Source organism: Nostoc sp. KVJ3 (assembly GCF_026127265.1).
In the GTDB taxonomy this organism is placed as follows: Bacteria; Cyanobacteriota; Cyanobacteriia; order Cyanobacteriales; family Nostocaceae; genus Nostoc.
In genome coordinates, this window is sequence record NZ_WWFG01000001.1 from 3,011,612 (window position 1) to 3,026,083 (window position 14,472).

Consider the following 14,472-nt stretch of genomic DNA (forward strand, 5'->3'; position numbering starts at 1 on the left):
TTCTCAAAGCTACTTAACCTTAGCGCGGAAGCGGACAAAGCCGTAAAAATCTTTAACGAGATTGGGTAAATCTGGACTCCGCGTAATATTAACCACTACCGCCCCATTTGTGTTAGTACCGCAGTATGATGGGGTTGACTCATTAGCAGAATAAAAGCGTCCGCGATCGCTATCCTCTACATTGGTAAGGTAAAATGTCGGGCTGCTAGAACTAACTGCAAGACCTATACCTTGATCTGCTCCTGGTAAGCCGCCATCACCAGGACTATTACCATTAAATGCAGTGGGAATAAAAGTAGTATTATTAGGAACTAAATCGCAGAATTTGACATTAGTAGCATCATTCGGGCCCTTGGAGAGGAAGTAGATAGTATATTCCAACTCATCACCCGGTTTGACAGTGCCAGCATTAATCAATCCCCGCAGATAGCCAGTAGGCCATTTTGGATCGTTATCATCAGAAGCGAATGGTTCTGGTGTGTAGTTAGCAGCAGTAATGGCCACATCGCTGCGACCATCTACAATGTCGGTTAAATCTTGGTTATTGATGCGGGTGATGCGTTTAACTAACAAAAGCTTTGCATTTACAACAGTAGCACCATTATTACTTTCCCCGACGCTGGTAACACGACTACCTGTAGTATCAGTATCTCTTGTTGGTAAGTAATTTGTACACCTTGTACTAGCGTTGTTACTAGTAGTTGCTTCCCAGCAAGCACTGACATTAGTATCATTGCCATTGGGAGTTAAGCTGATAGATTGGCCAGGATTAGCCCCAGCTAGAGAAGACTGATATGTGTTATCCCAAAGATTGAGAATACTTGCAGGAGGTGTATTAATCTCACCACCACTACCATAAGCCATATAGTCAATAATTTTATCATTATTATCGTACAACCAGATATCATCACCGGAGTTGTTGAGTTTAGGAGTCTGTCCCAACCAAGCTTGAAAAGCTGCTCCTGTTGCTTGATGATTGGCGTTGTTATCCCCAATCCAAATCACAGCATATTTCCCTGATTGTAAAGTTGTGCCGTTAGGGAAAATATAAGTAAAACCATTAGTATTATCAGTATCATTAGCAGTCAAATGTCCATCTGCTAACTTAAAACCACTCAAATCTACAGACGATGAAGAAGGATTATAAAGTTCAATAAACTCATCATTAGTATTCGTAGCAGTACCCGTTTCACTGTACAAAACTTCGTTGATTATGACTTTGCCAACATTCGGTGAAGCTGTATCAATGATATTAAATGGAGTTGGTTGAGTTTGACCAGGATAATAAGTCCATAAATCCAGCCCTTTGGCATCTCCAAAAGAGCCGTTGCATGATGTCCCAGCGTTCCCACCGTTATTACTACCGAGAGTACCTTGACCAAATTTCCGGTCATTGCTGGCGGTGTCAAAACCGTTAATCGGGTCGCTGAAGGCTGGGTTTGGTGGATTAGCACCACATAGTACTTGACCTGACGTACCAATTTGAGTACCACCGATGGTTTTATAACCGCGATCGTCGTAGAATCCTCTGGTGTCGCCTATGGGATTAGTAGCATTCAGCATTGTAATGGTAGGGCCACCAGTAAAATTATTTTCTGCATCCAGCAAAGGAAAGTGATATTCACCTCCATAAGTTGTGACACGAACTCTGTAATTACTGCCAACAGGGAAAAAATTGCCACTATTATCTTTACCATCCCAACTAACTGCTTGCTGTCCCGTTGCAGTCATAGTCCCTCGCAAAAGACGGTTTTGCGAGTTGGTAGGATCAAAATTGCTACCATCTTGGCTGATAATGAGTTCGTAAATACCTGTAACGTTGCTGCCAAAGTTGAAAGTACCGCCAGTGCGGTAAGAACTGTTATTTCCTGTAACTGTACCGTTGAATTGTAAATTACTCACAGCAGGAATAATTGGGCTAAGGGGAATGCCAGTTCCGTCTAAAGTGCCGTCTCGTTGATAACGTTCAATGTATGGAAGTACATTGGCATCGATGGAGTTAAAAAAGGTAGCGTATTGGGGACGAGCCAAGCTAACACCACCTTGGGGACTTGTCAGCTGACTATCCGCCCCCAGTATGTCGTGGTAGAGAGGAGTTTTACCGTCACTGTCAAAAAAGCCAGTTTGATTACCATAGAGAACAAATCCATTGGGATCTGTGCCCCTGAGTTCTACTTTATATTGGAAGCCATCTGTAGTTACAGGATAGACTGGGAAGTTAAGATATCGACCGTTATTACCAGTATAGAAGGCAATATAGTAGGTGAATAACCGCCCATTCAAGTCAGTTGTTGAAGTTTGATCGCTGCTCCGTACCGTAACATCCCAAGCTGCAACATTAGTTCCTTGTGAACTATTAAAGTTGCTCCCACTGCTCAAGTCAATCTCACCAGTTGGAGCAGCATTATTTGCGGCATTACCTCCATCAGGCCCGTAGAAAACAATGCTATAAACTCCACTAGATGGAGCTTTGTAATAGCAGGGAATATATCCGTTGGGATTACCTCCACCAGAAATAGCACGAGGGCCACTTAACTCCTCTTGGCGACTTGAGATAAATCCTGGTGTCGCTTGCAAGGAACACTGAAAATTTGGTGTACTGGGTATAAATTCACTGCCAATACTTCCAGTAACAGTACCGGGATTGTAAACATTAATATCGCCGTTGTTTACCTTAACTGCACTGGAACCCAGAAGAATATACTCATCTTTATTGGCATAGACCTTAAGTAAGGTTCGTCGTAGCACAAGACCGCCGTAAGTATCATTACGCCATTCAATGTTAGCTCTGTAACTATTGGCAGGAGGGCTACTAGGATAGATCGTGCGACTACCTTCAGCTTGAGCAACTTGTGTCCAGAAACTCAGGGCGCAGAGTGATAGAGCAAAGCTACTTAGTAGTTTTTTATAACGGTTTTTGTCGGTGTTATTGACCGCTAAAAGATGTTTTAACAGTAAACTCATTGATGTTTCACTAGCTCCTGATTTTAATTCGATGAATGCAATGCGTGCGACAAACGACTCCCTGTCTAGCCAAAATTTCAAAGATATAAAAAAGAATAAAAACTCTCATGCACTTAGACAATATGTGCTTTTAGCTTACCCAATTCATCCGAGAATCTACCATTTTGATTGACGTTCGCGGTGGCGATCGCTTTTAATATATTTAGATAAAAATTTCATAGCTTCATTCCTGAATAATTAGACGTGAAATTTCCCTCTCGTGCTTTCTTTAACAGGCTTGGCAACGTAGATTCTTGTTGCGTGCGTGGTACTGGTTTTTGCTGTCCAAAGCCATCAAATAATTCGTTAAGTTTGACACTGACACCCAAATATGCGCCACCTGCGGAACGTGTTCCTGAGAAATCCCGGTCATCAACTTTACCAAACACATATCCAGCAGAAACGCGCAGGTTAGGGGTGAGGTAATAGCCTGTTTCTAAGACAAAGCCTGTTTCGCTGTAACTAGACTGACTAATTACACGAGCTTCACCCACTAAATCCCAGCTATATCCCAAACGATAAGTAGCACGTAATTGGGCCAGATTTACTGTACTCGTACCAGCTAAATCACTGGCTATGTAAGAAGTGCTGTTACGTAAAGCATACTTACCATAGAACTCCCATTGCCAGTTAGGAGCGTAAATAGCCTCTAAAGCAAATGTATGGTCTTCGGAACCCGTGCCACTACCTAAGAGGATGGTGTCAGGGATAGTTGATGGATTTTTGCGATATTCATAACGCAATAAGGCATTAAATTTATCACTATTGGGGTTGCGGTAGGCTAGTCCCAACTTTAAGGTAGTTGTATCCCCCAATCCTGAAAGCTTTTGATTGGAAGAACCAGCTTGTTGATAACGGACTAAGGCTGTCAGAGCCGGAGAAATTTTACCCGCAGCACCTGCGGTAATTACTGTATTACTACCACCAGAAGAAGAACGATGTTCGTAACGGGCACTGGCTTGAAACTGTGGATTATCAGAGTATTCTAGCCCCACACTATAGCTATCACCACCATCAAATCCGATCGCAGATGCTGATTGACCAACAGCGAAGGGTTGGGCATATTGTTGTCCTGCTCCAGTCCGTCCGAAGAAGTTGCCAAATACATGTTCATAAGCAACATTTAGTCGCAATCCAGAAGCAATAGTCCAACGATTATTTAGACCAATCGCCCCTTGGGTAGTCATTTCGTTAGCACCACCCAAGATTGAGTAACGACCGGTCAAGGTAGTATCTGAACCAAGTTTGTGTTCACCATTGACACTCAAGCTGGTGATGGAATTACCCGAATATTGACCACTAGTGTAAAACTGCTGGGCCAGACTGATATTGACACCAGGAATTGCTGCCCAATTTAGCCCTAAAATAGTCCGGTCTGGGTAAACACTATCTTTTTGGGAAGATAAACTTAGTTCATTTTGAGCTTGGAAAGTCAGATTTTTAGCAATGGGAACGGAAAAACGCGATCGCAATTGATCGGAGTTACTACTCAAAGCACTGTCAGGGATGCGGTCTTCCCGATGACGATGAATCCAATCTACATCAACAATGGCGCTACCTAGACGTTGTTGAATACCGGCGGAAATGGTCGTTAGAGAATTATTAACTGCACTCCCAGGTATGGCCTGAGAACCAGGTGAAAACAGTTCTTCAAAGGTATCTAGAGGTTGGGGAGCAATGCCAAAATTGTCTTCGTGGTCGTACTGCGCCCTGACATTAGTGGTTGAAGAGAGTTTAGCTGTAACCTGCGCTCCATAACGGGTTTGTCCTGGGACAAAGCTGATAGTGGCATTATTGGCAAAGCCTGTATCGGCAAAGCGATAGTAGGCACGACCTTGAATCCCGTTAGTAATTTGTCCTTCAGCTTCCAATCGGTATGCTTCACCGCTAACCTTTCCTACAACATCAGAATCATTAGTGGAATGAGCATATTCTGCAATTAACTTACCTTGATTGCCCAAAGAAATCAGTGCATCTGCACCATAGAGTTGAAAGTCACGCACTCCCTGATTTTCGTGGACATAAGTTGCTCCTATCCAACTTTCTTGGTTAAGTTTGCGGGAAAGATTATATTGCAAACGACCAGCATAGATATTGCTATCAGAGTTTCCACTGTCATATTGATAGCTAACAACAATCCGACGCACCAAGACTTGTCCGGTTTGATCGACATCGGTGCGAAGTATGGGTTCGCGGAATAATAAGGTACCGCGATCGTAGTCGATTTCGTAGTCTTGGCCGAGGTTAAGCTGTTTCCGTTCTAATACAGTCCCAGGACGATTGAGTTCTTCTAACTCAATAAAGACATTTTCACTACCTGGTTGTAGTAGTCTGCGGGAGAGGAAGTAATAACCACTAGTACCATCGGGAGCAATGGTATCTCGTTGGAATGCTTCTAAGTGGTTGCCATACAAACCTGTAATTTGTAAGTTTCCGAAGTTGTAATTAGCTTTAAAACCGTGGAGTTGACGGGTGATAGAAGTAAATTGCTGCGATCGCCGCGCAAATTCTTCGGTATTGTAGTCACCCCACATGGCATAATCAGGATCGGCACCGGGGATACCAGTTGAACGCTCAATACGCAGATATACACTGTCAATGGAAGGAGCGACGACATCAACTTTCGAGCTATCGCCGTAGACAGGATAATTTTGCTCGCTAGATTGGTAAGTTCTAAACAGGCGATTATCACAATTGCAATCTTCATTGAGATTACGAGAACTGTTATATGCACCTGTAAACAACCATTCTCCGATCGCACCAGTGGCAAATATGGCTGAATGGAAATCTAATTGCGTTCTGTTATTTTTGTCAGGCGGGAGAAAATCGCGGAAACTACCGTAATAATCTGTACCTTTAGCACCCAAACGTAAATCTATTATGCCTGTCACCAAACTCGGACGCAGTGCAGTTTCAAATTGTAGTTGGGTAAAGGCCTCTAAATTATTAGTTATAGCGCGAATTGTGACAGTTTCTGCTTTTAGCTGCGATCGTAAAATTGCTGTAAATTGCCCCCCTTTCGCCTCCACTTGAAAACCGGGTTCATCAGGTTTGAAGTCTTTCCCAACAAACTCCCCAGCAGTGGGTATCAAAGTGATAACAGCATCACGATTAGAGCGATTACCACTTGCATCGAGCAGTTGACCCTTGATTGTCGCTGTAGAACGTCCATCTGCCGGGATACGTGACTCAACAGTTTCTAAGGTTAGTTTCTGTGGCGCTCCCCGGACTGCGACTTGCACCGTTATAGGAGGTTCTGTCCCTCCTACTACTTGTGCAGAGATGGTGTTATTACCTTCTTTTAACGAGACACCATACCATGTCTGCGTTACTAAGTTAGTACTGGCATCGCTTTCTGTTCGTCCAATTGAGGAAGGGTTTACCAATACACCATTTGCCCGCAATTCTACTTTACTTCCAACAGGAAATTGCACAATCACCGTGGTAGCTGGAACATCCACAATGGTGTTTGGTGTTGGCATCAGGAATTTTATTCCTGTGGAGACGGGGGAAGTGGGGGGAATTTTCTGATTTTCCTTGGTTACTTCAGCTATTTTGCGTAACCCTCTAGGTAATTGAGCAGAAAAAGCTGGTATTTCCGTTGGAGAAGCTTGAAGTTGTGTCTTTGTGTCCTTGATTCCTGCTATTTTGCGTAAGCCTCTGGGCAAATCCACAGAATTTGCTGGTTGAAATGGTTGTATTTCCCTTTCATTTAGCTGTACATCTGCAATTGAACTATCAGTATTTGGTACTAGAGAAGTTGAAGGAAGTTCAAGAGTTAGAAATTGCTTATCAGAACTTCCCAAAACATGAGGAGAACTTGAATCTATAATTTTTTCAGCAACTTTATTCCGAGCCGCTTCATCCTGCCTTTTCACGTCACTTCTAGACTGATTTTTTTGTAGTGAAGGAGGAGAATTAAAAACCTCTCCTTTCTTAGGAGATAAGTTTTCCAGAACTTCAGCATCTTCAGCACCCTTGTCTGCTTGCAAAGGCGAATCGGGTAAAAAAAGATTTTCATTTGTAGATTCTGCCTTAACTATGGCAGGATACAAAACAAGACTGAGAGCTATCGGCATCACCCCCATCATCTTCAGGTTGAAAATAGTTGCATGGTGCAGTCTGGGTTTCATTTTTTGACTGGCTCCTGGAAGGCGGGGGTAACAGCGAAATTCATCCGGGCCAAGCCACCGGGTTCTAAACGCACTAGGCGAGATTGGCTATTTCGTTCGCGGAATTTTTTGTTGGGAGCTAGGGTGTAACCGGGTACACTGCTGAGGTCTAGTACACCCGTATGGCTTCCGGGTAAGACATTAGCTAAGGAGAACAAACCGTTAGGATCTGTGGTGATGCGGTTTCCGTCTTCCAGAAAAATTACTGCATTGGGGATTCCAGGTTCACCAGGTTGTTGTTCACCGTCAAAGTTTTTATCAATAAACACGCGACCGATAATAGTGCCACAATCAGAAAGGATTCCGGGACGAATTTTTAACTGGTGTGTTGCAGGGCCATCTTTGGTACTAAAACGGTTATCAGCTCTTTGACCATTAACGATCGCACTATTAAGACCATTACCACGCACAGCATCGGCTGTTAGTTGAGCTGCATAAGCAATATTTAGGGTTTTTTCTGTAGGAATTGTTACGTCTGTGCGGAATGTCACCGTGTTTGCATTGCGTTCTGAGGTGATAGCAACTGATTTGCCATCCAACTCTCCGCGCACAGATTTAGGTAAAAATTGGAATCCTAAAGGTAAGTTATCGGTAACAAATATATTATTTAAACCAGCATCAGCAAGATTTTTGACCGAGATCCGGTAGATTACTGTATCTCCAGGTTCAGCAGTAGCGCGATCGCCTGTTTTGACAATCTGCAACTGATTTGCTTGACACAAATTTGTGGTGAATTCAAAGGCTAATAAATCCAGTCCTACTACTTCTGCATTGGGAACTAAGACAACTGTTTGCTCTACCCTAGTCTCGCCAGTGAGACTGATTGGTTGACCATCTAAAGAACTCGCAACATATCGCACGATATTATTACCTTGTGTGCCAGTGCTTCCAAGGATTTCAATCTTGATCCGCCGTTGTTTGTAGATAGAATTTGGCGGTGGATTAACTACAAAAATATAAGTTCTACCTGGATCAGTTTGACCCTTATTCGGATCGAGTAGAAAATTGTAGACACCCGCAGGGTTATTCGTAACGAAGTAGGGGTTACTATTCTCGGTATTTGGCGATTTACCGCCAGGAACATTGTTATTAGGAATATCGGGTAACTCGGTTCGAGTCAAAGAAACCAAGCGGCCTAATTCTGTTCCCGTTGGGTCGCTAGGGTTAGGTTCATATACGCCAACAGAAAAACCTGTATAGTCAGGTAAAATAGTACCAGCGCAACCTAAGATCCGCCCTAATGGATCGACTAATGGGTTAGGACTAACATTCAGTTGGCTAGAAGTTCCGTCATATTTTTGATTAGTAGCAGAATCTGTATAAGTATAAGTAGCTTGATTTATTAATGCTGAAGATGCACCTAGATTGTTAGTCGATTGTGCGATCGCTGGTATAGGTATAGTAGTTTGCAAAAAACTTCCCAGAAGAACAGTAGCTGTTAACTTTTGATACCAGCTACTGCTAGAAGTAGTTTGTTTTTGCTTTTGAGGACGGCTCACTGAACACATCTCCTCTGGAATGCCACTTTTTCTGTTAATAAAAGCACTTGTTTATCTATCGAAGATCCCTCCGACTCTCCTTATAAAGCACGGCTGTTTTCTTCCCTTTAGCCCCTTTTTAAGGAGGCGAGGGGATCTTATCCGTATAGGCATAGCAAATCAGCGCACTTGGATTTGATAAATCGCCTTAACCGTTTTCTTTGCCGCAACTGATGGCACTTGCAAACGGATGTGGGTGTAAACATTTGCTGGTGCTGGTTTTGTTTCCACTTTCCCGTCAGGAAGAGTAACTTTAACAGTGGGATTTTCAACAAAACTGCGTCCACCATCAATGCTGTAAGTCACCTTAGTATCATTAGTGGCAACTGTAGATTTCAGCACGTATACCATTCCTTTGGGAATAGCTTGATTAAGAGTTAGATTTTTAACTAGGCGATCGCTCTTATTTTCGCCACTTAATGTATATCGCAACACATCACCAGGTTGCACCACAGCTTGACCTTTTAAAGGTTGCCATGTCTTGCTTTGCTTGCCGTTCTGATCCTGTGCTACCACTTGTTTCTCAGCCTCTAAGCGCAATTGTATTTGCCCTTGAGTTTTGACATTTTGAGCGATCGCACTTGTAGAATGCCATAATAAACCACCAACTCCCGGCATTTGATCAACAAATGATAATGTCGCAATTAATGCCAATGCACCCATACCCGCAACAGAAACACGCTTCATATCAATAACCTCAAAAAACTTCCAGAATTGTTGATTGTTGACTTATCTTTCCCTGCTTTTGCGAAGAAAGAGTCACTCCCCTCTTTGCTTCCTGTTTAGCAAAGTAGTTTCATACAAGTAGAGAAAAACTCAAACTGGGTTTCCAAACTTCTCCCAAGTGGGGGCTATGGTGTATAAACATCTTGCTAATCAAGCACAAATCCTGGATTTACCCCCCTTAATCCCCCCTTGCAAAGGGTGGAAATATCCGGTTCTCCCCCTTTATAAGGGGGAGTTAGAGGGGGTGAGAAGAACTTGTATACACACCCTAGCCTCGTGGAGGAGAGGGGTAAAAAGCCTGTGCAGAAAACGAGAAATCAAGACTTATGTACTTTTCTTTCTAGTTCACCTTGCGCTGGAAAGTAAATGTTCTTTGTACACTCGGGCCAATCTGTCCAGTTACAGTATCCACATACTTACTTACATCCGTATTTACCGTAGTTCCAGTTTGGTCATTACCAGAATTAGTAGCTGGATTACCACTGAAGAATTGAATAGTCGATGTCCCAGAATCCTTAGCTGAACTAACAATGTTGCTAGTATCAATTTGACCGTTGTTATCGTTGTCTTTCGCCCAGTTGTTCTTACCATCATTCAAGGCTGTACTGAGAGTCCCATCTTCAGTAATCACAATCTTGTCAGCATTCAGAATTACATTCCCAGTTCCCACTTGAGGAGTAGAAATATTCTTGTAAGTAATCCGATACTCAATAATGTTTCCTGGGGCAGGTTTTTTGGGTGTAACACTAAATGTGCCATCAGCACTATTTGCTAGTGCTGGCCCAGTTCCTTGTAAAACTCGTGACTCTTTCAGCAATTGCAAGAAGCCAGTGTATACACGGTCAATGCTGATGTTTTGGGGTTTTCCAGTCGGATCGCCAGGATTAGTAGTTGAGTCAATGAAAGCCGTAATCGGTGTAGGGAAGCCGCGTTCGAGGGTTGTTGTGACAGATGCACCTTGAGCAGTAGTATCAGTTGAGAGCGGTGTATTAGCAGGTAGATCAACGCTTACACCATAGTTAGCTTTACCACCATTGGCTGCAACTGCATCAATTCGCACTGGATTAGTGGCACTAACTGGGTTGCCTCCGACAGTACCCGTACCACTCGTGAATCCAAAGCTTGTGCCATTGTATGTGTAAGCAGCTGATAAACCTTGATAGGATACCGTCACCACTGTACCTGTAGGCAAATCACCTGGTATTTTTGGTGGTGTAGGTACGAGAGAAATATTGGCAGGAGATGTACCAGTATTCTGAACTGTGTTAGTAAAGGATACCGCAGATGGATCGACCTTTGATCCAGGAGTAATATTAGGTGGAATTAGTGCTGATCTATTGGTGAAGTCATCATTGTTGTCGGTGGGGCCAACTGCATCAGGTACTCCATTTGGCCCATTCAACAGAGAGGTGGCATTGGGTACTGAGAGGGTAGCTAGGTTGTAATCCCCAGCAGTAGTTTTAGTACCAGTGTTATTATTCTGTGCGTCTATAAAAGGAGGTGTCGAGCCATTAGGAGCAAAACCTGTGTCTCCTACTTGTGTAGTGGGAAAGGTGTTATTATTGGAGTCAAAGTTACCTGGGTTTTGGTCTCCTGAATCGTCATAGACTTTGGTGTTTGGATCTCCAGCCGTTGCACCAGTCACCTGAGCGATGTTGTAAATGTTTACTGGGCCATTTCCACTTGCACCAGTGGCCTTAACTTGGATGCTAAAACCACTAACTGTTGTCCCAGTTGCAACTGAAGTGACAACGCTAGGATCGTTAACGAAACCGATACGTGTAACTGAACTCAAGGATGCTGGGGCGACAGTTGTCCACGAAGCTGCTTCAGCAGTTGTAGTGCTAGAAGTAATAGGGGTAATGCTGTAAACTACTTTCCACCCAGAGGGAGCAGTTGGAGTGCTATTAAGCACTGTATTTGCTGGAATAGCATCAGAAACTAAGATGCGGCTGACTGTTGCACTATCAATACTGATATTTGTGCCAGCCAAAGCTGCGGGGGTAACACCACTAGCAGTTACATCGTTAGCTTCAACCCGTAAGCTCAAACCATAAGTTAGCAGGTCATCACTCAGGGAACTAGAAGTGCCAGCATTATCATAGGCTGTCTTAGTTTTGAGGATAGTTGGTAACGCCCTTGTATTAGCAGTACTTCCTACTTTAATCTGCTGGGTAGCACTGGCTTCTCTCACACCATTGACTGGCGCTCCGGCTGCGTTGCCATTATCAACAGTGTAAACGTCACCACCATCAGCAATTCGGGATTGGTTTTGAGCGTCACCAGGAGTTTGTCCTAATTGGACAGTAATAGTATCCCCATTTTGAGCGCCAGCTTGGACGGTAACTGGTACACGCACTAACACAGTACCATTAACTGCCACGGGAGTTGGTGTAGTTAGTCCACCAGCAGGGATATTTGTCCAGGTTGTACCGCCATCAGTACTATATTGCAAGTTACCAGGTGTGCCACCAGGTAGTGTCCCCGAAACTGTGGCTGGCCCTGTTGTTGTCGCTAAGTTAGGAATCTGGAATTTGGTGGAGTCGTTACCGACGTTGGTTACGGTGTAAGTGTAAATTAGTGTATTACCAGGGTTAGCAGTACCTGTAATCCCAGAACCTGTAACAGTAATACCAGCCACCTCTGCTATAGTTACAGTGACAGTGTTAGATGTAGAATTGATGGGACTCCCTGGCGCGTTGGGATCTTCGTAGGTTGCTGTGGCTGTGTTGCTTATAGATGTACCCGCAGTAGTTCCGTCAGCTAATACAGGTGCAATAAATTGGAAAAAGCTACCAGTTAATAATGCTGTTGCTACTAGAGATTGGTAAGGCTGGATCTGCTTGTTGATAGATTTGTTTCGGTTTACCATAAAAGTAGTTTGTTTTTTTGCTGAACTTGGATCTTGGTTTTTGAGACAGGATTAAGTTCGGCAATTCCTTAAAGAATTACCGACTAGATTTGCCCAAAACCTTAAGTTTTTGGGCATTATATTTTTTAAGAAGCTATTAGCTACTCCTGAAAAACTAGATTGAGGCAATAGGCAAAAAAGTTATTGCCTACTAGCTTTACGCTTACTCTTGAGACTCAAGGGTGACAATCGCAAATATGGGTAATTTAATAGTGTGTCTTGCTGGGTTTTCTATGTAAATAGAAATGTAGCTTTTATAGCCAAAAAAAACTTCAGTATAAATAAGTAACTTCTCTAGCGATGAATAAATGTATCAAAGCTAAAAAATTAACTTTATTTTGCCGACATAGATAGGAATTTTAGTGTTTAAAACCAAAGAAAAACACGCTACGACCTATATACCAAAGCACTTTTTAATAGCTGCTCATATCTATGCATAGTACTATGGGGAGTCATTGGTATAAATAAATAGAAAATTACCTCGGTGATTTGGATCACCAAGTAAAGTGATACTAATTCAATTAAATGTAAATTCAGCATGGAAATAATGCAATTTAATCATATATATGATCGGTGTTTAGACTGAGTAACTGAAACTATTAGCTGATTTAAGAATAAGTAAATGCAAGTGTAAATACTAGATATGACAATTACGTATATAAAAATTTTACAATAACCATTTTTCCCAACACCAGGAATACCCGACATTTTTAGTCGGGTATGTTTGACTGGTATTTTTGCTCGTGTTACCATCAGGCGACAGCCGACAGACAAACGACAGACAAACAGGGAAAGCTAGTTTATGACTCAGGCCATCAAAACCCAAACTCCAACCCAAACCAGCACTGCCTACTTTCAAGCTTTAAAGTGTAAAGAATGTGGTGCGGAATATGAACTCAAAGCCACTAATGTTTGTGAGTCATGTTTTGGCCCGTTAGAAGTCAAATATGACTACAGCGCCCTCCGTCTAACTGTCACTCGTGAAACAATTCAAGCTGGGCCCAATTCAATTTGGCGCTACCGTCCCTTTTTGCCTGTCGCAACTGACAATGTTATAGATGTGGGAACGGGTATGACTCCCTTGGTTCGTTCTCACCGTCTTGCCCGCCGCCTGGGTCTAAATAAGCTTTATATAAAAAATGATGCCGTTAATATGCCCACCCTGAGCTTTAAGGATCGGGTAGTTTCAGTTGCTCTATCAAGGGCGCGAGAGTTGGGTTTCACTACCGTGTCTTGCGCTAGTACGGGTAACTTAGCAAATTCTACAGCTGCGATCGCAGCCCACGCCGGTTTAGACTGCTGTGTGTTCATCCCCGCAGATTTAGAAGCCGGTAAAATTATTGGTAGTTTGATATATAGTCCTACCTTAATGGCCGTCAAGGGTAACTACGATCAAGTAAACCGTCTCTGCTCGGAAGTTGCTAACACACACGGTTGGGGTTTTGTCAATATTAATCTGCGTCCTTATTATTCTGAAGGTTCCAAGACGCTAGGTTTTGAAGTGGCGGAACAACTAGGCTGGGAACTCCCCGATCATGTGGTTGCTCCCTTGGCATCTGGTTCGCTATTTACAAAAATTTATAAGGGTTTCCAAGAATTTATCGAAGTTGGTTTAGTAGAAAACAAAAAAGTCCGTTTCAGTGGCGCTCAAGCTGAAGGTTGTTCGCCCATCGCCCAAGCCTTCAAAGAAGGACGCGACTTTATTAAACCAGTTAAACCGAATACAATTGCGAAATCACTAGCGATCGGCAACCCAGCAGACGGCATTTATGCTGTAGAGTTAGCTCAGAAAACTGGTGGTAACATTGAATCAGTCAATGATGCAGAAATTATTGATGGCATCAAGCTGCTGGCAGAAACCGAAGGCATCTTCACAGAAACGGCTGGTGGTACAACCGTGGCCGTGCTGAAAAAACTGGTAGAAGCTGGCAAAATTGATCCAGATGAAACTACTGTGATTTACATCACCGGTAATGGTTTGAAAACCCAAGAAGCAATTCAAGGCTACGTTGGTGAACCCTTGACTATTGATGCTAAACTAGATAGTTTTGAACGGGCTTTAGAGCGATCGCGGACTCTCGATCGCTTGGAATGGCAACAAGTCCTCGTTTAGTTAGAAATT

The 14,472-nt window shown here is 43.1% G+C and carries 6 protein-coding genes; 1 reads left to right on the top strand and 5 read right to left on the bottom strand.

All coding sequences use genetic code 11. From position 1 onward, the window contains the following. Positions 1-9: 9 nt before the first annotated feature. From GTQ43_RS11785 to GTQ43_RS11805, 5 genes are all read right to left on the bottom strand, one after another. Complete coding sequence (locus GTQ43_RS11785) at positions 10-2,964, bottom strand: lamin tail domain-containing protein (protein WP_265272789.1); 2,955 nt, start codon at positions 2,962-2,964, stop codon at positions 10-12. Between the two features lie 215 nt (positions 2,965-3,179). Next, entirely contained in the window at positions 3,180-7,136 is a 3,957-nt protein-coding gene (locus GTQ43_RS11790) for a TonB-dependent receptor (RefSeq protein WP_265272790.1), read from the bottom strand. Next, positions 7,133-8,683, bottom strand: a complete 1,551-nt coding sequence (locus GTQ43_RS11795; protein WP_265272791.1) for a hypothetical protein — start codon at positions 8,681-8,683, stop codon at positions 7,133-7,135. The genes GTQ43_RS11790 and GTQ43_RS11795 overlap by 4 nt, the downstream gene beginning before the upstream one ends. A gap of 150 nt (positions 8,684-8,833) precedes the next feature. Continuing rightward, the gene (locus GTQ43_RS11800; RefSeq protein WP_265272792.1) at positions 8,834-9,400 is read right to left on the bottom strand and encodes a hypothetical protein; all 567 of its coding nucleotides are present in this window, start codon (positions 9,398-9,400) and stop codon (positions 8,834-8,836) included. 379 nt (positions 9,401-9,779) lie between these two features. Continuing rightward, positions 9,780-12,311, bottom strand: coding sequence for a beta strand repeat-containing protein (locus tag GTQ43_RS11805; RefSeq protein ID WP_265272793.1), 2,532 nt, complete (start codon positions 12,309-12,311; stop codon positions 9,780-9,782). 841 nt (positions 12,312-13,152) lie between these two features. Here GTQ43_RS11805 and thrC point away from each other — a divergent pair. Next, the gene (thrC, locus tag GTQ43_RS11810; RefSeq protein ID WP_265272794.1) at positions 13,153-14,463 is read left to right on the top strand and encodes a threonine synthase; all 1,311 of its coding nucleotides are present in this window, start codon (positions 13,153-13,155) and stop codon (positions 14,461-14,463) included. The last annotated feature ends 9 nt before the right edge of the window (positions 14,464-14,472 follow it).